Source organism: Mesorhizobium abyssinicae (genome assembly GCF_049887195.1).
GTDB classification, from domain to species: Bacteria; Pseudomonadota; Alphaproteobacteria; order Rhizobiales; family Rhizobiaceae; genus Mesorhizobium; species Mesorhizobium abyssinicae.
In genome coordinates this window covers 273,318-298,578 of record NZ_JARAKC010000002.1, presented here as the reverse complement: position 1 = coordinate 298,578, position 25,261 = coordinate 273,318, and the positions used below count along the sequence as shown (strand labels likewise).

The 25,261-nt window shown below is 63.3% G+C and carries 23 protein-coding genes, 1 tRNA gene and 1 pseudogene; 14 read left to right on the top strand and 11 right to left on the bottom strand.

The genetic code is table 11. From position 1 onward, the window contains the following. Window positions 1–12: 12 nt before the first annotated feature. The 5 genes and pseudogenes from PU724_RS06045 to PU724_RS06025 all read right to left on the bottom strand — a co-directional run bounded on the left by PU724_RS06045 (window position 13) and on the right by PU724_RS06025 (window position 4,081). Complete coding sequence (locus tag PU724_RS06045) at window positions 13–1,176, bottom strand: isovaleryl-CoA dehydrogenase (RefSeq protein WP_354420817.1); 1,164 nt, start codon at window positions 1,174–1,176, stop codon at window positions 13–15. A 51-nt stretch (window positions 1,177–1,227) separates the two neighbouring features. Continuing rightward, window positions 1,228–1,875 carry a TetR/AcrR family transcriptional regulator gene (locus PU724_RS06040; protein WP_354420815.1) on the bottom strand — a complete coding sequence of 216 codons (648 nt, stop codon included), beginning with the start codon at window positions 1,873–1,875 and terminating at the stop codon, window positions 1,228–1,230. 129 nt (window positions 1,876–2,004) lie between these two features. Beyond that, a pseudogene (locus PU724_RS06035) lies at window positions 2,005–2,469 on the bottom strand (beta-barrel domain-containing protein); the annotation flags it as partial. Window positions 2,470–2,588: 119 nt separating this feature from the next. After that, window positions 2,589–2,873, bottom strand: a complete 285-nt coding sequence (locus PU724_RS06030; protein WP_354420813.1) for an acylphosphatase — start codon at window positions 2,871–2,873, stop codon at window positions 2,589–2,591. A 95-nt stretch (window positions 2,874–2,968) separates the two neighbouring features. Further along, window positions 2,969–4,081, bottom strand: a complete 1,113-nt coding sequence (locus tag PU724_RS06025; protein WP_354420812.1) for a pyridoxal phosphate-dependent aminotransferase — start codon at window positions 4,079–4,081, stop codon at window positions 2,969–2,971. A gap of 165 nt (window positions 4,082–4,246) precedes the next feature. On the opposite strand from PU724_RS06025, the gene PU724_RS06020 reads away from it, so the two are divergent. Further along, window positions 4,247–5,926, top strand: a complete 1,680-nt coding sequence (locus tag PU724_RS06020) for a tetratricopeptide repeat-containing sulfotransferase family protein (RefSeq protein ID WP_354420810.1) — start codon at window positions 4,247–4,249, stop codon at window positions 5,924–5,926. Window positions 5,927–6,785: 859 nt separating this feature from the next. Here PU724_RS06020 and PU724_RS06015 read toward each other — a convergent pair. Then, on the bottom strand, window positions 6,786–7,967 hold the full coding sequence (locus PU724_RS06015; RefSeq protein WP_354420808.1) for a porin: 1,182 nt from the start codon (window positions 7,965–7,967) through the stop codon (window positions 6,786–6,788). Between the two features lie 453 nt (window positions 7,968–8,420). Here PU724_RS06015 and PU724_RS06010 point away from each other — a divergent pair. From PU724_RS06010 to PU724_RS06000, 3 genes are all read left to right on the top strand, one after another. After that, window positions 8,421–8,511: transfer RNA gene (locus PU724_RS06010), tRNA-Ser, on the top strand. Between the two features lie 245 nt (window positions 8,512–8,756). Next, a complete protein-coding gene (locus PU724_RS06005) occupies window positions 8,757–9,893 on the top strand; it encodes a porin (RefSeq protein ID WP_354420806.1) in 1,137 nt (378 codons plus the stop codon). Between the two features lie 242 nt (window positions 9,894–10,135). Continuing rightward, window positions 10,136–11,209 carry a tyrosine-type recombinase/integrase gene (locus PU724_RS06000; protein ID WP_354420804.1) on the top strand — a complete coding sequence of 358 codons (1,074 nt, stop codon included), beginning with the start codon at window positions 10,136–10,138 and terminating at the stop codon, window positions 11,207–11,209. A gap of 158 nt (window positions 11,210–11,367) precedes the next feature. On the opposite strand, the gene PU724_RS05995 is transcribed toward PU724_RS06000, so the two are convergent. Both PU724_RS05995 and PU724_RS05990 read right to left on the bottom strand, forming a co-directional pair. Then, window positions 11,368–12,252 (bottom strand): alpha/beta fold hydrolase, encoded by an 885-nt coding sequence (locus tag PU724_RS05995; RefSeq protein WP_354420802.1) that lies wholly within the window; start codon window positions 12,250–12,252, stop codon window positions 11,368–11,370. An 87-nt stretch (window positions 12,253–12,339) separates the two neighbouring features. Further along, entirely contained in the window at window positions 12,340–14,382 is a 2,043-nt protein-coding gene (locus PU724_RS05990; protein ID WP_354420800.1) for a lytic transglycosylase domain-containing protein, read from the bottom strand. A gap of 360 nt (window positions 14,383–14,742) precedes the next feature. Here PU724_RS05990 and dapA point away from each other — a divergent pair, with 360 nt between their 5' ends. The 3 genes from dapA (at window position 14,743) to PU724_RS05975 (ending at window position 17,083) form a co-directional block, all read left to right on the top strand. Beyond that, window positions 14,743–15,624, top strand: a complete 882-nt coding sequence (gene dapA, locus PU724_RS05985; RefSeq protein ID WP_127283033.1) for a 4-hydroxy-tetrahydrodipicolinate synthase — start codon at window positions 14,743–14,745, stop codon at window positions 15,622–15,624. A 150-nt stretch (window positions 15,625–15,774) separates the two neighbouring features. After that, complete coding sequence (gene smpB, locus PU724_RS05980; RefSeq protein ID WP_292100042.1) at window positions 15,775–16,254, top strand: SsrA-binding protein SmpB; 480 nt, start codon at window positions 15,775–15,777, stop codon at window positions 16,252–16,254. 82 nt (window positions 16,255–16,336) lie between these two features. Further along, the gene (locus PU724_RS05975; RefSeq protein ID WP_354420797.1) at window positions 16,337–17,083 is read left to right on the top strand and encodes a glycoside hydrolase family 25 protein; all 747 of its coding nucleotides are present in this window, start codon (window positions 16,337–16,339) and stop codon (window positions 17,081–17,083) included. On the opposite strand, the gene PU724_RS05970 is transcribed toward PU724_RS05975, so the two are convergent. Beyond that, the gene (locus tag PU724_RS05970) at window positions 17,052–17,723 is read right to left on the bottom strand and encodes a uracil-DNA glycosylase (RefSeq protein ID WP_292349353.1); all 672 of its coding nucleotides are present in this window, start codon (window positions 17,721–17,723) and stop codon (window positions 17,052–17,054) included. The genes PU724_RS05975 and PU724_RS05970 overlap by 32 nt on opposite strands. Continuing rightward, window positions 17,720–18,301, bottom strand: coding sequence for a LabA-like NYN domain-containing protein (locus PU724_RS05965; protein WP_127286183.1), 582 nt, complete (start codon window positions 18,299–18,301; stop codon window positions 17,720–17,722). The genes PU724_RS05970 and PU724_RS05965 overlap by 4 nt, the downstream gene beginning before the upstream one ends. Before the next feature lie 304 nt (window positions 18,302–18,605). Between PU724_RS05965 and rpoZ the strand changes: the two genes are divergently transcribed. The 4 genes from rpoZ (at window position 18,606) to PU724_RS05945 (ending at window position 22,434) form a co-directional block, all read left to right on the top strand. After that, window positions 18,606–19,007: a DNA-directed RNA polymerase subunit omega gene (gene rpoZ / locus PU724_RS05960; protein ID WP_292173745.1), complete on the top strand. Its 402-nt coding sequence runs from the start codon at window positions 18,606–18,608 to the stop codon at window positions 19,005–19,007. 128 nt (window positions 19,008–19,135) lie between these two features. Beyond that, a complete protein-coding gene (locus PU724_RS05955) occupies window positions 19,136–21,364 on the top strand; it encodes a RelA/SpoT family protein (protein ID WP_127286185.1) in 2,229 nt (742 codons plus the stop codon). 32 nt (window positions 21,365–21,396) lie between these two features. Next, window positions 21,397–21,975 (top strand): orotate phosphoribosyltransferase, encoded by a 579-nt coding sequence (pyrE, locus tag PU724_RS05950; RefSeq protein ID WP_127286186.1) that lies wholly within the window; start codon window positions 21,397–21,399, stop codon window positions 21,973–21,975. Window positions 21,976–22,053: 78 nt separating this feature from the next. Further along, on the top strand, window positions 22,054–22,434 hold the full coding sequence (locus PU724_RS05945; RefSeq protein ID WP_354420794.1) for a VOC family protein: 381 nt from the start codon (window positions 22,054–22,056) through the stop codon (window positions 22,432–22,434). Window positions 22,435–22,479: 45 nt separating this feature from the next. On the opposite strand, the gene PU724_RS05940 is transcribed toward PU724_RS05945, so the two are convergent. Then, window positions 22,480–22,998 carry a MarR family winged helix-turn-helix transcriptional regulator gene (locus PU724_RS05940; protein ID WP_127286188.1) on the bottom strand — a complete coding sequence of 173 codons (519 nt, stop codon included), beginning with the start codon at window positions 22,996–22,998 and terminating at the stop codon, window positions 22,480–22,482. Window positions 22,999–23,081: 83 nt separating this feature from the next. On the opposite strand from PU724_RS05940, the gene PU724_RS05935 reads away from it, so the two are divergent. From PU724_RS05935 to acpS, 3 genes are all read left to right on the top strand, one after another. Further along, window positions 23,082–23,627 carry a DUF417 family protein gene (locus tag PU724_RS05935; RefSeq protein ID WP_320254506.1) on the top strand — a complete coding sequence of 182 codons (546 nt, stop codon included), beginning with the start codon at window positions 23,082–23,084 and terminating at the stop codon, window positions 23,625–23,627. A gap of 568 nt (window positions 23,628–24,195) precedes the next feature. Further along, window positions 24,196–24,789, top strand: a complete 594-nt coding sequence (locus tag PU724_RS05930) for a DUF2062 domain-containing protein (RefSeq protein ID WP_127286190.1) — start codon at window positions 24,196–24,198, stop codon at window positions 24,787–24,789. Next, window positions 24,786–25,199, top strand: coding sequence for a holo-ACP synthase (acpS, locus tag PU724_RS05925; protein WP_127392458.1), 414 nt, complete (start codon window positions 24,786–24,788; stop codon window positions 25,197–25,199). Before PU724_RS05930 ends, acpS begins: the two co-directional genes overlap by 4 nt. The last annotated feature ends 62 nt before the right edge of the window (window positions 25,200–25,261 follow it).

Genomic DNA, 25,261 nt, shown 5'->3' with positions numbered 1-25,261 from the left:
CGAAGGGGACCATCACACCCCCTCCGCCATGATCTCGCGCCCGATCAGCCAGCGGCGGATTTCGCTGGTGCCGGCGCCGATCTCGTAGAGCTTGGCGTCGCGCAGGAGCCTGCCGGTCGGATAATCGTTGATGTAGCCATTGCCGCCGAGCAGCTGGATCGCATCGAGGGCCATCTGCGTTGCCTTCTCGGCGGCGAACAAAACGCAGCCGGCGGCGTCCTTGCGCGTGGTCTCGCCGCGGTCGCAGGCTGCGGCCACCGCATAGACATAGGCGCGCGCGGCGTTCATCGTCGCGTACATGTCGGCGAGCTTGCCCTGCACCAGCTGGAAGGTGCCGATCGGCTGACCGAACTGCTTGCGTTCGTGCACATAAGGCACCGCCACGTCGAGGCAGGCCGCCATCAGCCCGATCGGCCCGCCGGCCAGCACCGCGCGCTCGTAGTCGAGGCCCGACATCAGAACCTCGACGCCGCGTCCTTCCTCATGCAGCACGTTCTCGAACGGCACCTCGACATTCTCGAACACCAACTCGCCGGTGTTGGAGCCGCGCATGCCGAGCTTGTCGAGCTTCTGCGCAACCGAGAAACCGGCGAAATCCTTTTCGATGATGAAGGCGGTGATGCCGCGCGAATGGCGATCCGGATCGGTCTTGGCATATACCACCAGCGTCTCTGCGTCGGGCCCGTTGGTGATCCACATCTTGGAGCCGTTGAGCACATAGCGATCGTTGCGCTTTTCGGCGCGCAGCCGGAGCGACACCACGTCCGATCCGGCACCCGATTCCGACATCGCCAGCGCGCCGACCTTCTCGCCCGAGCAGAGGGCAGGGAGGTATTTCTCCTTCTGCTCAGGCGTTGCCCAGCGGTTGATCTGGTTGACGCAGAGATTGGAATGCGCCCCATAGGACAAGCCGACCGAGGCCGAGGCGCGCGAAATCTCCTCCACCGCCACGACATGGGCGAGATAGCCCATGCCAGTGCCGCCGAAATCCGGATCGGCGGTGATGCCGAGCAGGCCGAGCGCACCGAGCTCCACCCACAGATGCGCTGGAAATTCGTTGGCACGGTCGATCTCGGCCGCGATCGGCGCAATCTTGTCCTGCGCGAAGCGCCGCACAAGGTCGCGCAGTGCCTCGATGTCCGGATCGAGCCCGAAACTCAGCGTGTTCGTGTACATGCCGTTCCTCCCTGCGCATGCCCCGATCTTCGTGGGGATCATGCGTGAAACTCAGAGTGCCACGACGGCCCTGGCGCGCCCCGAGGGACGCGCTTCGCCTTGGCTGATTGTCGCGCCGACCAGGCGCATTGTCATCGAAAGATATGACGAGGTGACTTCGGCGATCGACAGCCGCTCGCCCGGCCGGAACCAGACAATTACGCCGGTCATCATCTGGATCAGCGCCATGGCGGTGAGCCCGATGTCGCCGACCGCAAAGACGCCGTCCTCCGCGCCGTCTCGCAGGATGGCGCGCAGTTCCTTCTCGTAGGCGGTGCGCTGCTTGAGGATCAGCGTCAGCCTGTCATGCGACAGGCTGCGCAGCTCCATGTTGGAGACATGCGTGGCGGAGCGGCGCGCGATGTGGAAGGCGATGTGGTTCTCGACATAGGCGGCAAGCCGGGCGGCCGGGTCGGCGCCGGCTGGGCGCGCCGCGTCCCAGGCGTGTAGCAGCCCTTCCATGTGTTCGCGCATCAGCGTGAACAGCAGGTCTTCCTTGGTCGGGAAGTAGCGATAGAGCGCGGCGGCCTGCACGCCGACTTCCGCAGCCAGCAGTCGCATCGACATCGCCTCGTAGCCGAGGCGCGCGATCAGGCCGACCGCCGCTTCGCGGACGGCAGCCTCGGTCTTTTCGCCATCGGAACCCGTCGTGCGCGCCATTCCCGCTTCCCTTTTTGCGCCTATAATAAAACGAACGTTCAATTAATTCAAGGGAGGAAAGGGCACCTCGAACAGTGCGGAAAAGGCAGGATCGACCGCAACAGCGACGAGGTCGATCGGGCCGGGGCCTCAGTCGCCGCGGAAGGCGCGGCTCGCCTGGTCGGTCAAAGGCTTCAGCAGGTAGGAGAGAACCGTGCGCTCGCCCGTCCTCAGAAAAACCTCGGCCGGCATGCCGGGTTTCAGCTCGAGCTGTCCGGCTTGTTTCAGACCGCTCTGGGTCAGCGCGATACGCACGGCGTAATAGGCCACGCCAGCCTTCTGGTCTTCGATAAGGTCGGGCGAAATCCGGTCCACCTGGCCCTCGACCTCCGGCGTGGTCTGCTGGCTGAACGCCGACAGGCGAAGCGCGGCCGGCTGCCCGACGCGGACCTGGTCGATGTCCTGCGGAGCGACACGCGCCTCGACCACCAGGGCGTCGGCGGTCGGCACGATCTGCATGATCGCCTCGCCGGGCGCAATGACCCCGCCGATCGTGTGCACCGCCAATTGGTGCACGCGGCCCGATTGCGGCGCGCGGATATCGATCTGCTTCAGCGCTAAAGTAAACAAATTAGAACATACACACATATATCGTGCGCTGCATTGCCGGGCAGTCCTCGTGGGGATGTCGAGCCCGTTATCGAGGCCGCTACCGAGCTTGCTGCAGCATTCGGTTAGGCGACGATTCGGAAGTCGCCTGGCGCGTCGTCGCCGGCGCTTTCCTCGATCTCGACCTTCGCGACCGATGCCCCGCGCGGCCCATGCCAGAAGCGTTCTATCATGGCCGTGACCGCGCCATCGGCGCCGGCGATCAGCGCCGTCACCGAGCCGTCGCGTTCGTTGCGCACCCAGCCCCTCAGGCCGAGACGCATCGCCTCGCCGCGCGTCCAGACCCGATAGCTGACGCCCTGCACCTTCCCGGAAATGCGTGCCCGCACGGCTCGCTGCCTGCCCTGCATCGTCCCAACCTTCCGCCTTCGCCTTGCGGAATCTGGCATGTGGCGGGCCAAAGGCAACCCGGTATCGACGCGGTCGAGCCGCCGAGCGGCAGCTGCTAATTCCCTCGTGCGGCGGCGAGCGCGCCCGGCAGTTCCTCGGCGAAGATGTCGAGCTCGTGGTCGAGGCCGACGCTGACCCTTATGCAGCGGTCTAGCCCGGGCGCCATCGGCTTGCGGATGAACACGTCGCGCGATAGGAGGCCCTGCAGCACCTTCAGCGCGAAGCCGCCGTCGCTGCCGCAGTCGATGGTGACGAAGTTGGTCGCTGAAGGCAGCGGCTCCAGCCCGTTCGCCTCGGCGATTGCGGCGATGCGCCGGCGCCCGGCGGCGACGCGCGTCACCACGCTTTCCAGAAAGGCCTGGTCGGCCAGCGCCTCGACGCCGGCGATCTGCGCCATGCGGCTGACGCCATAGTGGTTGCGGATCTTCTCGAAATCGCGGATCACCTGGGGCTCCGCGACCGCGTATCCACAGCGTATGCCGGCCAGCCCATAGGCCTTGGAGAAGGTGCGCATGCGGACGACGTTGGGCCGGGACACGTCGATCGGCGGCAGCGCCGAGGCAGGGCCGAGCTCGCCATAGGCCTCGTCGAGCACCAGCATGGTGGTCTCGGGCAACGCCTCGATGAAGCGGATGATTTCGCCGGCCTCCCACCAGCTGCCCATCGGATTGTCCGGATTGGAGAGGTAGACCAACGGCGCCTTTTCGCGGACCGCCGCCGCGAGCAGGCCGTCCAGGCTTTCCCGGTCGTTCTCGTAGGGCACCGCGACCAGCCTTCCGCCGACGCCGGCGACATGGAAGTTGAAGGTCGGATAGGCGCCGAGCGAGGTCACCACCGCGTCGCCCGGCGCCACATACATGCGCGCCACCAGGCTGAGCAGCCCGTCTATGCCTTCGCCGACCACCACATTCTCGGCGCCGACGCCGAGATGGCCGGCCGCGGCCTGCTTGAGGTCGAAATTGTCGGGGTCGCAATACATCCACTGGTCGCGCGCGACGCTTTCCATGCGGGCAATGACGCGCGGCGAGGGCCCGAAGCTGCTCTCGTTGGCGCCGATGCGGGCGCGGAACGGACGGCCGCGGTCACGCTCCTGCGCTTCCGGGCCGACAAACGGCACCGTCGAGGGAAGCGCGGCGATAAGCGGCGTAAGGGGAGGGCGCAGGCGCATGGCAAGAGGCTCGTCGAGAAAAAGGGCCTTCTTGCTAGCGTGGACAGGTAGGCTGCGCAAGTTGCCGCCAGGGGAAATGGAGGGGCGCTAGCTTGTGGATGTGGGGACTCGCACGTTCCTTCTCTAATGCTGGATTTCGCGGGTCGATTTTGCTAGCGAGGCAAGATGAACAATCGGCTGCCTCCCGCCTGGTCCAAGCATCTCAAGGGCCTGTCCACGCCACCGGCCAAACAGCCCCAGCCAAAGCCGCTGCAGGCAAGGCCGTTGCAGTCAACGCCGTCGCGTGCGCAGGCCGACGACCTGCTGCTGCGGCAGGCGCTCGAACTGCAAAAGGCTGAGCGGCTGCCGGAGGCCGAGGAGCTGTGTCACCGTGTTCTGGCAAGAACGCCCGAACATCCGCTTGCGCTGTACATACTCGGCACTTTGGGGCTTGGCGTCGATAATGAGTTGGCCATCAAGTTTTTCGCGCGTGCAGCGGCACGGGAACCGAGGAACCCTTATTATCGGCTTAGTCTTGGAGAAGCCTATCTGAAAGTTAATGATCACCCGTTGGCGATTCAGCACTTGCAGCGCGCCTGTGAACTGAAACCGGATCTGGTTGAGGCGCTTTGCCGGCTGGGCGAGGCATACGGCAGGTTTGACAAGGCTGAAATGGCTTTGCCTCTCTATGAAAAAGCGCTGAAGATCGATCGCAATCATCCGCTCGCCGGTGTGGGCCTTGCGAATGCACTCATAGGCCTCGGGCGGATGGACGAGGCAACAACCTATTTGAACGAAGCCATTGCCGGGCGCGTGAATGTGTCTGCAGGCTACATTGCCTTTGCAAACACTCGAAAATTTTCTGCCGAGACTCCCGAACTCGGCCAAATCCTGAACGAGCTCGGCGACAGCGCGATTTCCTCGGGTGAGTCGAGTCTGCTTCACCTGGCGGCGGGGAAGATCCTGAACGACCTGGGGCGTTATGACCAGGCGATGGATCATTTCTTGAAGGGCAAGGCGCTCAAGGCCCGTGAGTTCGACATTGATTTCTATCGCAAGCGGGTTGATTCGCTCATCGGCGTGTTCGATGCGCAGCTGTTGGCAGACAAAGCAGCTTATGGAAATCCGTCCGAGGTGCCCGTCTTCATCTTGGGTATGCCGCGCTCGGGTACAACTCTGACTGAGCAAATCTGCTCGAGCCACCCGGAAGTTCACGGGGCCGGAGAGCTCACGAAACTGGGGCGAATGGCGGCCTCTATCGGCTTAAGTCTCAGGGCGGGGGAGTCTTTCGGCGAGTGGGTAAGGTCGATGACGATGCCGCAATCTCAAGCGCTGGCAGAAGAATATCTGTCCTACCTGCGTCATTATTCGGCAAACGCTCCGTACATTGTCGACAAACTGCCCCACAATTTCGAGCTGGTCGGGCTGATTGCGATTCTGTTTCCAAATGCTCGGATTATTCACTGCAGGCGTGACGCAATCGACAATTGTCTTTCTTGCTTCTTTTCAAACCTTCAGGAAGGCCATAATTTCAGTTGCGATCTGGAAACCCTGGGTCTGTACTACCGCGAGTATGATCGCCTTATGCGCCATTGGAACACGGTTCTGCCCGGGCGAATTTTTGAGAACGGCTATGAAGATCTCATTTCGGATCAGGAGAGGCAATCGCGCCGTCTTATAGACCATCTTGGCCTGCCTTGGAATGATGCCTGCCTTCGCTTTTTCGACAAGGCGGGCTCGGTCAGGACAATCAGTCGCTGGCAAGTTCGCCAGCCGATCTACAAGTCGTCAGTCAAGCACTGGAAGAACTATGAAGGCAGAATCCAGCCATTGATTGAAGCCTTGGGAGATCTGGCTGAACTTTAAGAAACATTCGCGATCAACGCGCAGCCACCATGACCTCCTGGAGCGGAGCGAATGCGAAGCGGGCGCCGCGGTCCAGAAACCTGGTGCCCCGCCGTCGAGTTTCACCCTCTCTGGCCTGCCAACCACCTCACCCGGCAAGGGCGAGATCGGTAGCCGTCTGCCTCGGCACGCCTGCTTCGAAGCCGAAGACTGGCAAAGGCACTTCGCGACATCCAATCTAACCTTGCGGGGCAGGCCAATCGCATATGAATTGCCGAGTCTGTTCGACGGGGTAGTCGGGCCGAAGACTGTTGGGATGTTCGGTCGAGGTTCTGAGCCGAATCGGATCAAGGACAGATAAAAACGGCGAGCCGCTCGCTTTGGCGATTTCCGCAGCACTTGGCCAAGTGTATGGAAAACAAAGAATATCGCCATACGCGATTGCCCTGCCTTGCGGGGAACATGGCCGGCAAGAGGCGCGGGCGCTGTCCTCTGGCGCCGCGAACCCAGTTCCGCGGTGGCACTTAGAGGCCACCCTCGGATTCCGCGCGCGCTTCGCTCCTCGCGGATAGCACGACCAGTCGGATCTCCTAATTCAAAAAACCCGGCGGTTGCCCGCCGGGTTCTAATTTCAGTCAGGCCGTGCCTGTTAGAACGAGCGCTGGAAGCGGAGGAGATCGCCAACGTAAAGGGAGGGCGCAGGCGCATGGCAAGAGGCTCGTTAAGAAAAAGGGCCTTCTTGCCAGCGTGCCGGATTGGCCGGTGCAAGCTGCGCGACGGGACGGGGCGCGGTTCCAGAAAGAGTCTGGCGCGCTGTCGCCCGAAGACGAAAAAACCCGGCGGTTGCCCGCCGGGTTCGATTTCGGTCAGACGCTGCTGATTAGAACGAGCGCTGGAAGCGGAGCATACCGCCGATGGCGTCTTCTTGCCGGGCATCGGTCCAATCGGAGACGGTATCCTCGCCAACGTTGATGTAGTCGACCTCGGCCGTGACGGTGAAGCCGGGAACGACGTCGTAGGCGATATTCGCCGCAACGCCGAAGTTCTTGCCTTCGTCATAGGAGAGCTGGGCGTTGAACGAGGTCTTCTCGTTGAACTTGTAGGTGCCGCCGCCCCACACAGCCCAGTTGCCGCTCCACTGCTTGTAGAAGCCGCGGCCGCCGGCCGGGATTGCCCAGCTCGCATCCGAGAGATTGTCGTCGGTGCCGTAGCCGCCCATGACCCACAGCGAGATCGCGTCGGTGGCGTTGACGTCCAAGCGGACCTTGCCGGCCACTTCCTCGTAGTTGCTGTCATAGGCGACGACGCCGGCGATGGCGCCCCAGCCCTGCGTGTACTTCAGACCGCCGACGACATGCGGAACGTAGCTGTCGATCGTGCCGACGACGCCCGAGCCTTCTTCGAGCGAGAGGACGGCGGAGAAGCCGTTGCCAGCGTCAAAGTAGTACTGGATGACGTTGGTGTCGAAACCGCCGTACGGAACCAGCGTATCGTTGATGACGTTGCCGGCGTAGCCGATGAACGTATTGAAGGCCGATTCGTCCTTACCGACGCGCAGGCCACCGAGCTGGATCCAGGCGAAGTTCAGCGAGATGCCTTTGCCGCCGGCGGGATTGCTATCGAAAGCGGATTCATCGATGGTCGTGGTGGCCGGATCGTCAGGGGTGTTGACGGCGTGCCGATTGTTATTGCCGAAGTTGAAGCGGGTCTCGGTGTAGGTCTTCAAGGTGCCGAGCTCGGTTTCCTGGCCGGTCCAGGTCTTCAGCGTGAAGCGAGCATTCTTGTACCAGGTATCCTGAATGTCACCATCTTCGTGGTCGACCGACTCCGCGCCGGTGAACGCGCCGACGTCGCCCATGCCGATGTCGTAGCGGACATAGCCGCCGATGCGCAGGCAGGTTTCGGTGCCGGGAATGTAGAAGTAGCCCGAGCCGTACACGTCGCAGATCTTGACGTATTCAGCCGGTTCCGGCTCGGCGACGACGACGGCGTCGGCGGCGCGCGCACCGGAAACTGCGATCAGGGCCGCAGCTGAGCCGAGAAGAAGGCTCTTGATGTTCATTTTCTGACCTCCAGTCAAAAGTTAAAAAACGGGTCTGGGTATTCTTTGCTGAAGGACAGCGTTCCCTGCCCCATCCCCACTAACCGAAAAAGATGCGCACCGCGCCGCTCCTTCAAATTCGACATTACCCATGAGGCGGCGGGGTTCAACCACGATCGTGCCGACGGACGGGCTGTCCGGACGCTATCCCCGAGCGTTGTTGCACAAATGACACGATTTGGCCTCACTCAGAAAGCTCTCGTTAACTTTCAAGGCCTTTGCACCCCTTGCAAACGGCCCGAATCCGGCGCTGGGCGGACCGAATTGCGGCGCGCTGGCCCGAGTCGCCAGCCAGGGAATTGCCGCAGAATCGCCGCATGGCGAGGCGGCATCACTGCCAGGAACCGATTTTTCCGCGATAATGACGCCGGCTTGTTGATTGTGCCGAAGCTTTTCTTTATCCAGCGGCGCAACGGAGAGGTGGCCGAGTGGTCGAAGGCGCTCCCCTGCTAAGGGAGTAGAGGTCAAAAGCTTCTCGTGGGTTCGAATCCCATCCTCTCCGCCACCCTGCTTCGCGCCATGCGGCTACGCAGGACGAGCTCCGCGAATCTCTCATAAAAGCAGAATCGACGACGCCCGTTGCGATTCACCTTCGCCTGTCATGACTACGACGACAGCGGAGTCGACCTCCTATGGGCGACGCAGGATCTCGTAGATTTTTTCTAAAACGATAGCAATATCAATGGTCTACGGCCCGAACGCTCGCCTCCGGATCCGCCAGCTCGTTCGATTCTGACTGGAGGTCAGAAAATGAACATCAAGAGCCTTCTTCTCGGCTCAGCTGCGGCCCTGATCGCAGTTTCCGGTGCGCGCGCCGCCGACGCCGTTGTCGTCGCCGAGCCGGAACCGGCTGAATACGTCAAGATCTGCGACGTGTACGGCTCGGGCTACTTCTACATCCCCGGCACCGAGACCTGCCTGCGCATCGGCGGCTTTGTCCGTTACGACATCGGCGTTGGTGATCGCGAAGGTGTGCAGAATGTTCCGGACACCCTGGATGGTCCGACCGATCGCAACGACACCTACTACAAGAACGCCCGCTTCACGCTGAAGACCTGGACCAACCAGGAAACCGAGCTCGGCACGTTGAAGACCTTCACCGAAACCCGCTTCAACTTCGGCAACGATTCTGGCGACTATGCCGATCCGGATGGTGCAGGCCCGCTCCTCGTTCCGAGCAGCAACTGGCAGGCGCACGGCAAGGGCGTTTCGCTGAACTTCGCCTGGATCCAGCTCGGTGGCCTCCGCGTCGGTAAGGACGAATCGGCCTTCAACACGTTCAACGGCTATGCCGGCAACGTCATCGACGATACTCTCGTCCCCTACGGCTCGTTCGACACCAACGTCGTCCAGTACTACTTCGACGCCGGCAACGGCTTCTCGGCCGTGGTCTCGCTCGAAGAGGGCGCTGGCGCCGACACGATCGACAGCTACGTTCCGCATGTCGTCGGCGGCGTGAAGTACACGCAGGGCTGGGGTTCCGTCAGCGGCGTCGTTGGTTACGACAGCAACTACGAATCCTGGGCTGGCAAGGCTCGCTTGGACGTCACCGTCAACGACGCAATCTCGGCGTTCGTGATGGCCGGCTACGGAAGCGACTCCGACGTTACCGATCCGAACACCGGCCACAGCTTCTTCAAGCTTTGGGACGGCAGCTGGGCGGTCTGGGGCGGCGCCAGCTACAAGTTCAACGAGAAGGCCTCGTTCAACGTGCAGGCGTCGTATGACGATGGCAAGACCTTCGGTCTGGCCGCCAATGTCGCTTACGACGTCGTTCCCGGCTTCACTGTCACGGCCGAAGTCGACTACTTCAACAAGTCCGACAGCGACTGGCACGGCAGCAGCGACGGCGTCGGCGGTATCCTCCGCTTCCAGCGCTCGTTCTAAGGGCTGGTTGTCCACAGGTGAAATCCAGCCCGGGCGCTTCAACGCCCGGGCTGTTTTGTTTTCGTGATTGGGCTTGGGCAAACGGAAGGAAAAGGGGGTCGATAGCTGAACAGAAGTCTGCGGAACGGTTTCGTGGGACCCGCCCTCTGGCGGGTGAAATCTGATTTGTCAGACTTAACTCTTGAAAGGACGCTTCCAAGCGGATAGGTGTCGCCTTTCCACTCGGGGGTGTGGTCAAAAAAATGACGAACGAAGCGATTCAAGAGGGGGTGCCCTCTGACCATTTCGCGATCTTTTCTTCTCAGACTGCAAAAATAAAATACAGCTATAACAAGATAAGAGAAGTAAAGTCGTACCGGGTCGGAGAGCTGTTTTCAGCATATCGGGATATACTCTGGGATGATGGGCGACATAAATACAATGTCAGCTCTTTCATCGGCGAAATCGATGAGATTCTCCTCGGGGAGCGTTTCAGCGCTTTTGACCAGAGCACCCTGGATAACCTGATCGGAACCTTGCGCCAGCGCGGCAACAGCAACGCAACCATCAATCGCAAGATGGCTGCTCTCAGCAAACTGCTGCGCAAGGCTCACAAGATGGGGGATATCCACAGCCTGCCCGAGTTCCGCCGCCAGAAGGAGCGGGCGGGACGGATTCGTTTCCTCGAAAAGGACGAAGAGGCGAGGTTGTTCGCCGCAATCAGGAGCCGCAGCGAGGACGCTTACCGGCTCTCCGTCTTCCTTGTCGATACCGGCTGCCGCTTGGGCGAGGCGCTCGGCCTGATCTGGAACGACATCCAGGAGCATCGCGTCTCCTTCTGGATCACCAAGTCCGGCCGCAGCCGCACCATTCCGATGACCGCCCGCGTCAAGGAAGTGATCAAGCTGCCGGTCACCGAGGGACGCCGTCCCAAGGGCCCCTTCACCAAATTCAGCCAGGCGCAATTCCGCGCCATCTGGAACGAGGCGAAGGCCGAGGTCGGCCTTGCCGCCGACGAGCAAGTGGTGCCGCATATTTTGCGCCACACCTGCGCCTCTCGACTCGTCCAGGGCGGCATCGACATCAGGCGCGTGCAGATGTGGCTCGGCCACCAGACGCTGTCGATGACCATGCGCTACGCGCATCTAGCCACCAATGACCTCGACGGCTGCGTCTTCGTGCTGGAAACGCCGCGCTGCGACAGGGCGACGAAGGGCGCGGAAAACTCCATGTTTTCCTCTCCCGTGACCACGCCCACATCCTCAAAGCCGGCGCGCAAGCCGAAGAGCGAAGCGGCCGCCGTGAAGGTCTCCAGGAAAAGCTCCAGGGCCAACTAGCTCGAGTTCTTCTCCCCGTTCACGGGGAGGAGGTGGCTAAGGCGGATGAGGGCGGCGCCGATGGTCAGAATCCGTCGCCGCTATTTTCCGGGGGCGATTGTCTTTCTAAGCGTTTCTATACTGTTGAAATAGCTCAGCGGCCGATTTTTAGCTTGGGATTACTTCTTTTGAATTTCCGCCCGATCCAGGAACGCGGCGATGGCGATAGGCAAGGTGCCCGTTTCGAGGAACGGCGCATGACCCTGGCCCTCGACCGTGATTGCTTCCATGCCGGGATGTCGCTCTCGCATCTCCTCAAGCGTTCCTGATGACAGCAGCTTGGAGTTTGCGCCGCGTATGGCAAGCAGCGGCACTGCGGCCAGCGCCTCGAACTGCGGCCACAGATCGGGCAGCGGCTTGCTGAAGTCGAGACCGGCCAGCGTGTCGACCAGCCTCGGGTCGAAATCCGGCATCAGCCCCGCGTCGGTCTCGCGAAAGAGCGCCGACACCATCCGTTCCCAGTCCGCTTCGGCAAGCGCCGGAAAGTCACCGCCGTGCACCTCGCGCTGCGCGTTGAGCGCCTCGGCGAATGTCCTCGGCTTCGGCGCGCCATCGAGATAGGAACGGATATGGGCGAGGCCTTGCGTCTCGATCACCGGGCCGATGTCGTTGAGCACCACGGCCTTCAGCACGGCCGGCGCGATCGCACCGAGCACATGGATGATCAGCCCGCCGCGCGACGTGCCGATGAAGCCCGCTTCCTCGATGCCGAGCGCGGCCAGCCCGGCCAGGATATCGCCGGCTTCGATGCCCACATTGTAGTGGCCGATGTCGGGGTCATAGGCCGATTGCCCGCGCCCGCGATAGTCGAAGGCGACGACCTTGCGCCCGGCCCGTTTCGACAGGTGGAGCGCCAATTCGTGGAAGTCGCGCGCGTTGCGGGTGAGGCCGGGCAGGCAGACGACAGGCCAACGACCCGAATTGATTTCGCCATAGATGCGGGCGTGAAGCCGGAGCCCATCCGGCGCGTCATAGAAAAAGTCGGAGAAAGCTTCGCCTGGCATGCGGACACGTCCCTCGCCATTGCCGATTCGTGCGCGAGTGCTACAGGCGAGGGCAGGGGCGGTCAAATGGCTGAGGGAAGGAAGGGCTCAACTGCGCCCATTCACCAGGTCCCCGACGATGTCGTATTTGCCGGAAATTCGCATCTTGTAGACCTCGTAATTTTCCATCACGCGCTGCACGTAGCTTCTTGTTTCCGTGTAGGGAATACGCTCGATCCAGTCGACGACGGCGTCCACGTCCTTGCCGCGCGGGTCGCCGTATTTGACCACCCACTGGGCAGCGCGGTTGGGGCCGGCATTGTAGCCGGCGAAGGTCAGCACATAGGATCCGCTGAAACGGTCGAGCTGCTCGCCGAGGAAGGCGGCGCCAAGCGTCGCATTGTAGCCTGCATCGCTGGTCAGGCGCGTCTGCGAGAACGTCAGTCCGGCCTTCTTCGCCAATTGCCTGGCGGTGCCCGGCATCAGTTGCAGCAGTCCGCGCGCACCGGCGCTGGAGACCGCGCCGATATTGAATTCGCTCTCCTGGCGGGCAATCGCATAGGCCAGCGCCTTGCCGGAGCCGGAAATATCGGCGGTGTCGGGGATGACGCCCAGCGGGTGCGACAGCGCGCCGACGTCGATGCCGCGCTGGGCGGCGATCTTGCCGACCTTCAGTGCCATGAAATGGTTGCCCTGCTTTTCGGCAAGCACTGCGAGCAGCGCGAGCTCGCCGGGCCTGGTCAACTGCCCGGCGAGATCGCGGTAAAGCGTCTCGGCATAGCGGTCATAGCCAGCCTCCTGCAGACGCTTGATGGCGCTGACGGCCTCGCGGCCGGCAAAATTCTGCCGGTCGGCGGCACTTGGCTGGGGATAGGCGATGTTGAGGGTCCTCAAGCCCACGCGCTCGCCGGCGAGCTGGCCGTAGAATGTGGTGCCATAGGCAGCCGCGCGGGTGAAATACGCCTTCGCGTCGCCGGGCCCGCCCACTTCGGCCGTGCGGCCAAGCCAATAATACGCGCGCGACAGCGACATCGGTCCCTGCGCGAGGTCGGCGATGCGAGTGAAATGGGCGGCGGCGGTGGCCGGATCGTTGAGGCCGCGCAACGCGTACCAGCCGGCATGGAACTCGGCCTCGGCGGCGCTGGCCGGGCTTTCGGCCGCGTCCATGGAGACGATCTTGTAGGCGGTCTTCATGTCGCCCTGGTCGACCAGCTCGCGCGACAGCACCCGGCGCTCCACCCACCAGGCGTCGGGATCGACCAGCGACTCGCGGTCGGTCGGCGCCTTCATCACGAGCGCGGCCGCGTCGGCGAACTTCTGCTGCTTGCGCAGATATTCGGCCTCGGCAAAGAAATAGCCGGCCGAGCGCTGCGCGGCCGGCACGGCGTTGAGCAGTTTGGCCGTGTTCTTGTCGCCGCGGCCGGCGGCCGCCCAGGCCTCGGCGAGCGGCTCGGCGCCGGCAAGCGCGGCGACGCGCAGCGCCGAACTCACCCGGTCGGCATAGAACATGCGCTCCATGCGGAAGCGGTGGTCGGCGACCGGGATGAGCGCGCCGAACTCCTTGATGACCGTCGCCTCGTCCCTGGCTTCCAGCCTTTCCGTGCGCCAGAACGGCGACAATACAGAGCGCGCCGCCTCGGCATTACCCAGCGCGACATAGGATCGGGCAAGGATGATCACGCCTTCGGGGGTCAACGGCTGGCTGCCCTTGAACGCCTTCACCACGACTTGCGGGGAGGGATTCTCGCGATAGAGGGCGCGTTCGCTGTTCTTGCGCAGCGCGATCGTGCCCGGCCAGTTCGGCAGCATCTGCGCGGCGTCGGCGATATCGCCGCTCGGCACCCGGTCGCCGCCATAGAGCGCGATCGCCCAGGCCAGGATGTGGCGGTCGAGCGAATTTGCCGACAAGGCCTCGCGCACCTGGCGCGCGCCGGCAACGTCGTTGGCCGCCAGCCTGTCGAGACCGCTCTTCAAAATCGCGACGTCGGCGAAAGGTGATGTCGGCGCGTCCGGGCGGCCCTGATAGGCCAAGGGCGCTACCGGGAGGGCCGACGTCACCTCAACGTCGACGCCGCCGCCGATCGCCGCGGCCGGCATCAGCGCAAGCGTCGCGCCAAGAAACGCGAAAAGACGGGGCCGCCGGCCTGACATGGGGTTCGTCATTTCCTGTTCGAGCACATTACCAGCAGGCCAAGACGCATCGAAGCCTAAACATAGGTCGTGAAGAGCCCGTAAACAAAAGGTTATCGAGGTCGTTCGATTTGCGCTTGCTGGCACCATGGCAATGCTTGCCGGTGAACCATGTCGAGACTATGGTGCGCGGCTTCGCTTTCGGCTAGAAGGCGCGCACGATAGACCGACCGACAAAACACCAATGCATGTCGCCCAAAAGTGGATACCGGTTTTGGGGCAACGGCATGCATAACCCAACAATGCATGTCGCCCCAAAGTGGATACCGGTTTTGGGGCAATGACATGCATAACCAACGAAGTCCCAAGGAGTTGGACGACATGCTGAGAGGCTCGCTTACCGCGCTCGTTACACCGTTCGAAAAGAGCGGGCGTTTCGACGAGAAAGCCTTTCGCGCCTTCATCGAATGGCAGCTCGCCGAAGGCACCACGGGCCTCGTCCCGGTCGGCACCACCGGCGAGTCGCCGACGCTGTCGCATGACGAGCACCGCCAGGTGGTCAAGGTCTGCATCGAGGTCGCCAAGGGCCGCGCTCCGGTCGTCGCCGGCGCCGGCTCCAACAACACTGAGGAAGCCGTAGGCCTGGTGCAATTTGCCGAGCAGGCCGGCGCCGATGCCGCGCTGGTCGTCACTCCCTATTACAACAAGCCGACGCAGCGCGGCCTCTATGAGCACTTCGCCGCTGTCGCCCGCGCGACCAAGCTGCCGATCATCATCTACAACATCCCGCCGCGCTCGGTGATCGACATGACGCCGGAGACGATGGGGCGGCTGGCGCACGACTTCAAGAACATCGTCGGCGTCAAGGATGCCACCGGCAAGGTCGAGCGCGTCTCCGAGCAGCGCGCCACCTGCGGCAAGGATTTCGTCCAGCTTTCCGGCGAGGACGCCTCGGCGCTGGGCTTCAACGCCCATGGCGGCGTCGGCTGCATCTCGGTGACGTCGAACGTCGCGCCGCGGCTCTGCGCCGAATTCCAGGAAGCGACGCTTTCCGGCGACAGCGCCAAGGCCCTCGACCTGCAGGATCGGCTCCTGCCGCTGCACAAGGCGATCTTCATCGAGCCCGGCCTGTGCGGCGCCAAATACGCGCTGTCGAAGCTGGGCAAGGTCGAGAACGTCGTGCGCTCGCCGCTGGTCACGATCGAGGCCTCGACGGCCGAGAAGATCGACCAGGCGATGAAGCATGCCGGCTTGATAAACTAACGAGCCCGTTTGGAAACTCCACTCCTGCGGCCATCTGAAGGCGCCACCTGCGCTTCCGGCGCTCACGTACTATATGTACGCTCCGCTCCGGTTCTCGGTGACACCGTCATCTGACTCGCAGGAGCGGGTTTCGAAACGGACCTGGACGTCATGAATCAAGTCAAGAAAGCCGATCCCAACAACAAGACCGTTGCGGAGAACCGCAAGGCACGGTTCTCCTACGAGGTGCTCGACACGCTCGAGGCCGGCCTCGTGCTGACCGGCACAGAGGTCAAATCGCTGCGCCAGGGCCAGGCCAACATCCAGGAATCCTATGCCTCCGCCGAGGGCGGCGAGATATGGCTGATCAATTCCTATCTGCCGGAATATCTGCAGGCCAACCGCTTCAACCACGAGCCGCGCCGGCGCCGCAAACTCCTGCTCTCCAAGCGCGAGATGGCGAAGCTGTCGCAAAGCGTCGAGCGCGAAGGCATGACGCTGGTGCCGCTCAAGATCTATTTCAACGATCGCGGCCGCGCCAAGCTGCTGCTTGCGATTGCCCGCGGCAAGAAGCTGCACGACAAGCGCGAGACGGAAAAGCAGCGCGACTGGTCGCGCGAGAAGGGCCGGCTGCTCAAGCAACGCGGCTGAGGAATCTCCGGCGACAGCCGGAAAAAAGCCAACAGTCGGCCTTCAGCTTCCGGACATGAAGAGCCGGCAGCAGGGGATAGTCTTGAAGAAGCGGATCGCCCTTTGGGTCCTGGCCGGCCTTGTCCTGGCGTGCGTCGTCGCAGCGGGCGGGCTCATCTATTTCCACACCTTCTCTCCCGATCGCGACCGATTCCCCGTCAGGGGCATCGACGTCTCCCATCACCAGGGCCGGATCGACTGGCGGCGTGTCGCCGCCGACGACGTCGCCTTCGCCGTCATCAAGGCGACCGAAGGTGGCGATCATGTCGACGATGCCTTCGCCGCCAACCTGCGCGAGGCCCGCGCCGCCGGGCTGGCGGTCGGCGCCTACCACTTCTTCACCTTCTGCCGGCCGGGCGCCGACCAGGCCAAGAATTTCATTTCGGTGGTGCCGCGCGGCGAGCCGCTGCTGCCGCCGGTGGTCGACGTCGAATTCGGCGGCAATTGCCCGCAGCGGCCGTCGCCCGAGCAGTTGAGCGCCGAACTCCAGGCCTTCCTCGGCCCGGTCGAGGCGGCCTTCGGCAAGCCGGCGATCGTCTATCTCACCGACGACGCGGCCGAGGCCTATTCCGCGCATATCGCCGTTCGCCCGCGCTGGCTGCGCTCGCTGGCGCTCCGCCCCAGCAAGGACGACTGGATCTACTGGCAGTATCATAACCGGGGTCGCGTAGACGGCATCGAAGGCGATGTCGACCTGAACGTGCTGCAGGGCGGAGCGGACAGGCTGGCTGAGCTATTCGCCACGCGGGTTTCCGAATCTACTCCTCCAGAAACGCCGCGATCTCCTTGAACACATTGACGAACATTGATTCCGTCAACACGCCGGTATTGGTGTTGTAGCGCGAGCAATGGTAGCTGGAGAACAGCGTGATGCCGCCGGCCTCGTGCCGTCCGCCGTGCCGGAACGGATGGGCGGCGACGCGCCCGCCCAGCGCCCGCACCGTCGACTGATGCGCGATCGAGCCGAGCGCCAGCACCGCGCGCAGATTGGGAAAGCGTCCGATCGTCGGCACCAGAAAACTCCGGCAGGTGGCGATCTCGCCGCCGACCGGCTTGTTCTCCGGCGGCACGCAACGCACCGCATTGGTGATCGCCGTCTGCACCAGTTCCAGGCCGTCGTCGGGCCTTGCCTTGAACTCGCCGCGCGCCAGGCCGTGCGCGATCAGCGTGCCGTAGAGCAGGTCGCCGGCATAGTCGCCGGTGAAGGGCCGTCCCGTACGGTTGGCGCCGCGCAGTCCGGGCGCCAGCCCGACGATCAGCAGCCGCACGGTGTCCTCACCCTCGAGCGGCAGGAAGGTCGGCACCGGCGCGTTGAACCAGGACGGCTCGCGCCGCCGCCAGTCGGCGATGAAATCATGCAGCCGCGGGCAGAGTGGGCAGTCGCGGCCGGGTTCGGGGGAGGGCGCGGCGACCAAGGCCGCCGCCGTCAATAGTCGTCCTCGTCGACTTCGGCCGGTTCGGGCCGGCGCACCGGCCGTTCGGAGGGATCTCGGCCGACTTCGTTCTTCAGGCTCATCAGGTCCATGAAATGGTCGGCCTGGCGGCGCAGGTCGTCGGAGATCATCGGCGGCTGCGAGGCCATGGTCGAGACGATCGAGACCTTGCGGCCGCGGCGCTGCAGCGCCTCGACCAATGTGCGGAAATCGCCGTCGCCGGAGAAGATGACATAGTGGTCGACGACGTCGGCGAGCTCGAGCGCATCGACGGTGAGCTCGATGTCCATATTGCCCTTGATCTTGCGGCGGCCGGTCGAGTCGGTGAATTCCTTGGCCGGCTTGGTCACCACCTTGAAGCCGTTATAGTCGAGCCAGTCGATCAGCGGCCGGATCGAGGAATATTCCTGATCCTCGACCAGCGCGGTGTAGTAGTAGGCGCGCAGCAGATAGCCGCGTTTCTGGAAGCTAGACAGAAGCTTGCGGTAGTCGATGTCGAAGCCGAGCGCCCGCGAGGTGGCATAGAGATTGGCACCGTCGATGAAAAGCGCGATTTTTTCCCGAGGGTCGAACATGGAAAATGTCCTTTTTCAAAATAGGCGGTCGTCTAAAATCGTCGGCGACTATGCCCGCGGCCCGTCAACGGACCACATGGCCTTTCTTATCCGAGATAGCGCCAGTTTTACGGCAATCCAAGCTGTGTCGGCCCCTCGCAAGCAATTGTGATCGGCGCCGGATCGCTGCGGGCCTTGCCCATGCCGAGCCGGATAATCCCGCGGCAGGCGGATCGGCATTGCCAAGAAGCTTGTATTTTGGCGGCGTTCAGGTTATGGACCGCGCCTGTTTTCCGTCAAATCCATCGCATGAAAGGGGCAATTCATGGCCCGCGTAACCGTTGAAGATTGCATCGACAAGGTCGACAACCGCTTCGAGCTGGTGCTCCTGGCCGGCCACCGCGCCCGTCAGATCAGCCAGGGCGCGCAGATCACCGTGCCGCGCGACAACGACAAGAACCCGGTGATCGCGCTGCGCGAGATCGCCGACGAGACGCTGTCGCCCGACGACCTCAAGGAAGACCTGATCCACTCGCTGCAGAAGCATGTCGAGGTCGACGAGCCGGAGGCCGATGGCGAGGCGATCGCCGACCAGACGGGTGCTGCCGTCGCTGCGACCGATGCCGACGACGCCGAGGACAACATCGCCTTCGATCGCATGACCGAGGAAGACCTGCTGGCCGGCATCGAAGGCCTTGTGCCGCCTGAGAAGAGCGACGACTACTAGGAGTGTTTGCTGGACCTGCCCGGAACATTTTTCCGGCACTTCCGTCCAGGCAGTTTCGTGGCTATCTATGACATGCGCCGCATCCCGATGCGGCGCATGATTCATTTCAGCACCGCGAGATCTTGCCCATGATGCGTCAGTATGAGCTTGTCGAGCGCGTCCAGCGCTACAAGCCTGACGTCAACGAGGCGCTGCTCAACAAGGCCTATGTCTACGCCATGCAGAAGCATGGCCACCAGAAGCGCGCTTCCGGCGATCCCTATTTCTCGCATCCGCTCGAAGTCGCCGCCATCCTCACCGAAATGCACATGGACGAGGCGACGATCGCGGTCGCCCTGCTGCATGACACGATCGAGGACACCACCGCCACCAGGGCCGAGATCGACGAATTGTTCGGCCCCGAAATGGGCAAGCTGGTCGAGGGCCTGACCAAGCTCAAGAAGCTCGATCTCGTCTCCAAGAAGGCCGAGCAGGCGGAGAACCTGCGCAAGCTCTTGCTGGCGATCTCCGAGGACGTTCGCGTGCTGCTAGTCAAGCTCGCCGACCGCTTGCACAACATGCGCACCCTCGACCATGTTCCGGAAGCCAAGCGCCTGCGCATCGCCGAGGAGACGATGGACATCTATGCGCCGCTCGCCGGCCGCATGGGCATGCAGGGCATGCGCGAGGAGCTGGAGGAGATCGCCTTCCGCTACATCAATCCGGAAGCCTACCGCGCCGTCACCGCCAGGCTTGCCGAGATATTCGAGCGCAACAAGGACGTGCTGACCGAGATCGAGAAGGCGCTGTCGGCCTTGTTCGAGAAACATGCCATCAAGGCCAGCGTGAAGAGCCGGCAGAAGAAGCCTTGGTCGGTGTTCCGCAAGATGGAAGCCAAGGCGCTGTCCTTCGAGCAGCTTTCCGACATCTTCGGCTTCCGTGTCGTCGTCGATACGCTCGAGGACTGCTACCGGGCGCTCGGCGCCATCCACACGACATGGTCGATGGTGCCCGGCCGCTTCAAGGACTACATCTCGACGCCCAAGCAGAACGACTACCGCTCGATCCACACCACCATCGTCGGCCCGTCGCGCCAGCGCGTCGAGTTGCAGATCCGCACCCGCGAGATGAACAAGATCGCCGAATATGGCGTTGCCGCGCATTCGATCTACAAGGATACAGGCGGCAAGACGAACGGCGCCGGCCACGCCATCTCGAAGGAGACCAACGCCTATGCCTGGCTGCGGCGCACCATCGAGCAACTGGCCGAGGGCGACAATCCGGAAGATTTCCTCGAGAACACCAAGCTGGAACTGTTCCAGGACCAGGTGTTCTGCTTCACGCCGAAGGGCATGCTGATCGCGCTGCCGCGCGGCGCCACCCCCATCGATTTCGCCTATGCCGTTCACACCGATGTCGGCGATACCTGCGTCGGCGCCAAGGTCAACGGCCGCATCATGCCGCTGATGACGGAATTGAAGAACGGCGACGAGGTCGAGATCATCCGCTCAAAGGCGCAGGTACCGCCCGCCGCCTGGGAATCGGTCGTCGTCACCGGCAAGGCGCGCGCCGCCATCCGCCGCGCCACCAAGAACGCCATCCGCAAGCAATATTCCGGCCTCGGCGCCCGCATCCTCGAGCGCGCTTTCGAGCGTGCCGGCAGGACCTTTACCAAGGAGAGCCTGAAGCCGGTGCTGCACCGGCTGGCGCGCAAGGACATTGACGACGTGCTGGCCTCCGTCGGCCGCGGCGAACTGGCCTCGACGGACGTCATGAAGGCGGTGTTCCCCGACTACAAGGACGAGCGCGTCACCGTCGCCGCCCCCAAGCAGCGCGAGGAGGGCTGGTCGAAGATCCGCAACGCCGCCGGCATGCTGTTCCAGATGCCGGGCCGCGCCGCGCGCAAGGACAAGGACCAGCCGCGCGACGGGGCGGTTCCGATCCGCGGCGTGCGCGGCGACCTGCCGGTGCGCTTCGCGCCGGAAGGAGCGGTGCCCGGAGACCGCATCGTCGGCATCATCCAGCCGGGTACCGGCATCACCATCTATCCGATCCAGTCGCCGGCGCTGCAGGCCTTCGACGATCAGCCCGAGCGCTGGATCGACGTGCGCTGGGACATCGACGAGCGCACAAAGGAGCGCTTCCCGGCACGCGTCTCGGTCACCGCCATCAACGCGCCGGGATCGCTGGCCGACATCGCCCAGGTCGTTGCCGCCAACGACGCCAACATCCACACGCTGTCGATGGTGCGCACCGCGCCCGACTTCACCGAAATGCTGATCGATCTCGAAGTCTGGGATCTCAAGCACCTGAACCGGCTGCTCTCGCAGCTCAAGGACAATTCGAGCGTCAGCGATGCAAGGCGCGTCAACGGCTGACATCATGGTCAGAAAAATAATGGGGGAATGAAATGAACACCGACGAAGTGCTGGGCATTTTCCGCGAGGCCGGCGCCGTCCTGGAGGGACATTTCATCCTGACGTCGGGGCTGCGCAGCCCGGTGTTCCTGCAGAAGGCGAGGGTCTTCATGCATGCCGACAAGACCGAGCGCCTGTGCAAGGCGCTGGCCGAGAAGATCCGCAAGGCCGTTCCCGGCCGCATCGACTATGTCGTCGGCCCGGCGATCGGCGGGCTGATCCCGGCCTACGAGACTTCGCGCCATCTCGCCGTCCCGGCGATCTGGGTCGAGCGGGAAGGTGGCGAGTTCAGGCTGCGCCGCTTCGAGATCGCCAGGGGCGCGCGGGTCGTCATCGTCGAGGATATCGTCACCACCGGCCTGTCGATCCGCGAGACCATCGACTGCCTGCGCGAGCTTGGCGCCGAGGTGGCTGCGGCCGCCTGCATCATCGACCGTTCCGCCGGCAAGACCGATGTCGGCGTGCCGCTGGTCGCGCTCGCCGAATACGAGGTTCCGGCCTATCCGGCCGACCGCTTGCCGCCGGAGCTGGCCGCCATCCCGGCCGTCAAGCCCGGCAGCCGCAACATCTGATGCGGCCATGCGTGAAAACAAGCGCTTGAGCGCGTTGCTTGAATCTCTTCGGCAGCGTCCGTCGGCCGCGGCGCAGCTATGATCGCCGGCATCGACCATTTCGTGCTGACGGTGCGCTCGGTGGAAGCGAGCTGCGCCTTCTACCAGCGCGTGCTCGGTCTCCAGCGCCTAGACGAACCGAACCGGCCGACCGCGCTGTTGTTCGGAGCGCAGAAGATCAACCTGCACGAGGTCGGCCGCACCTTCGAGCCGAGGGCCAAGGCGCCGACGCCCGGCGCCGGCGATTTCTGCCTCGTCGCGGCAAGGCCGCTTGCCGAGATCTGCGCCAGCCTGGCGGCCAGCAACGTCGCCATCGAGGTCGGGCCGGTCGAGCGAACCGGCGCGCGCGGGCCGATGATGTCGCTCTATTTCCGCGATCCGGACGACAATCTGGTCGAAGTCAGCGAGTACCTCACCTAAGCCAGAATGGCCAGATTGTCTGGCGGATAGTGATGTGACGAAGCTCTATCTCGCCAAGGCTGAGGACAATTCCGCTTCGACAGGGCACTCGAGGCAAGCGGTATAGTTGCATAGCCGGCAAATTCGGTATGCATGGTCCTCGCTGCTGACGAGCCCGCGCAGCAGCTTGGCGGCAAGTCGGCCGAACTCCTGCAGCTCCTCCGAACTTAGAACTGTGAGCGCTGATGCGAGCCCCGCCTGACGAGCGGAAAGAATAGCACCACAGGTCGTCTCGCCCAGAGGCGTGAGTCTTAGCGCTACCGCGCGATGATCGTCAGGCGCCGAGGATCGAGCCGCCAATCCGTCCGCGACCAGTCGATCGACCAGTCGAACGGCGCCGGAATGCGACAATGAAAGAGCGCGTCGCAGCCTCTCGATCGAGAGACCAGGTACGTGGCCAACGAGGGTGATGGCCGCCGCCGCGGGGCCGGGCTCCGGCGCTCGTGCCTGAGCGTCCCGCTGCAGCGTGTCCGCAAAGGCCAGCGCCAGAGCACCAATCACATTCTCGATCCTGGAATCAGCCATCAGCGAAAAATATATGCTTGGAGCATATACATCAAGATCGAGTCATTGTATGCTTGGAGCATATAAATAGAAGGAGGCAGGCTATGTTCACCCCGGCAACCGCAACCGCGCCCTTCGTGGCGCGCATCAATCGAACTGGCGACCGCCTTGCTGCTGTTGGCCGTGCGGTAGCCCTATCGGGGGTGGTGCTTCCGCTGCTGTTGATCGGCATTTTGAAATTCACCTCGATCGAGATCGAGGCGCTTAAGCCATTTGTTGAGAATACGCCGTGGCTGGCATGGCTTTATCCCGCATTCGGATTTGCCGGGGCTTCCTACTTCCTGGGCGTGATCGAACTGATCGCTGCGCTTCTGCTGGCTGCGTCTTTCCGCAGTGTCTGGGCTGGCCTCGTCGGAGGCGCGATCGGTTCAATCACCTTTGCGCTGACGGCCTCGACAATGCTCGCTCTGCCAATCTGGGAGGCGGGTTCGGAAGGGTTTCCCTTTCTCAATGGGCTGGGTGCCTTCCTAATCAAGGATGTCGCATTGCTGGGCGTGAGCCTGGTCATACTGGGTGGCAGCCTGCAACGACTTGCGTCGAGCCACGACCGGGAAATCGCACACGGCGATGAACGGCGAAACAAAGGGTGAGAATATGACCCTACTCGCCATTTGGCGCAGGACGGACGAACCAGGACATGATGCCATGCAGTTCAGTCCGACTAATCCCGGCAGGCTCCTTGAAGGGGCCGCGGTGCACCTCTAGCGGGTCCTGCACGTTTGGACTGTGCGGTGCAGTTGGTCAGAGATTGGAAGACCACATCCGGCACCCTCAGCGGATTCATCGGACCCCAGACTGCCAACCTCGCAATCATCCCCGGTGAGATCGGCAGGACCGTTGCTTCACTCCGGCGACGGCTGCTTTGCGAGGGCGGCAACGCCGGCCGAGCGCCAGGTTGCGGCCGACGTCGCAGCGCTGCATTAGCTGGCGGGGCGAACTGCCGCACGTCAGCGACTTGACTCCCGTCTCCACAAATCCGCCGTGTTTCTAATATGCTCGAGCGGCGAGACGCTGGCCGGACGTTGTCCTTCGGTCGGCGCGTCGCTATATCAAAGTCGCTGTTGCCTTCGGGCGGCCTCGAAGCGCAAGATATGGCAGTCGCCTGCCGGCTCGGGATCGCCGGAACAGCCTGTGTTGAGTACTAGGAACCGGAACAGAGTGCTTTTTCGACGCCGCGAGCCTGATGGCATTTTTGAGCGGGTGCGTACCTATCTTTGGCCGCGCCGCTCGTTCTCGCGCTCGGTGCAGTATTTCTCGAAGCGCATCCTGAGGCTGAAGGCCACCCCGCATGCCGTCGCCGCCGGCGTCGCGGCCGGCGTGTTTGCCTCGTTCTTCCCGCTCGGCTTCCACTTCGTGATCGCCGCCGTGCTGTGCTGGGTAATCGCCGGAAATCTGGTGGCGGCCGCGCTCGGCGCCGTGTTCTTCGGCAATCCGCTGACCTTTCCGCTGCTGTGGGGTGCATCCTGGGAAACCGGCAAGCTCATCCTGCACGAACGCCTGCCCAAGCACGGACCGCCTGAGCACCTTGGGGAAATGATGCACACGCTTTCGTTCGCGAAACTGTGGCACCCGGTGCTGGAGCCGATGCTGATCGGCGCGGTGCCGCTCGGCCTCGTCTTCGGCCTGTTCTTCTACGGCATCACCCGATGGGGCATGACCGCCTTTCGCGAGCGGCGCAGGAAGCGCATGGCCGAGAGGGCACACAAGGCCAGGCTCGGTGGTCATGGCGGGCGGGAAGTTCCCGCGGAATGATCATCGGCATCGGCAGCGACCTGATCGATATCAGACGCATCGAGAAGTCGCTGGAACGGCACGGCCAGCGCTTCATCCAGCGCATCTACACCGAGGTCGAGCAGGCCCGCTCGGAAGGCCGCGCGGCGCGCGTCGCGTCCTACGCCAAGCGCTTCGCCGCCAAGGAGGCCTGCGCCAAGGCGCTGGGCACGGGCATGGCGCATGGCGTCTTCTGGCGCGACATGGGCGTCGTCAACCTGCCCGGCGGCAAGCCGACCATGGCGCTGACCGGCGGCGCGGCGGCACAGCTCGGCAAGATCCTGCCGCGGGGGCATAGGGCGGCGATCCACCTCACCATCACCGACGATTTCCCGCTTGCTCAAGCCTTTGTGATCATCGAGGCGTTGCCCGCCGAAGAAGCGCCACATTGATTGCTTCTGACCTCCGGCTGACGTTGCCCAGCGCGCGCCGAGACTCTATACCAACCAACGCA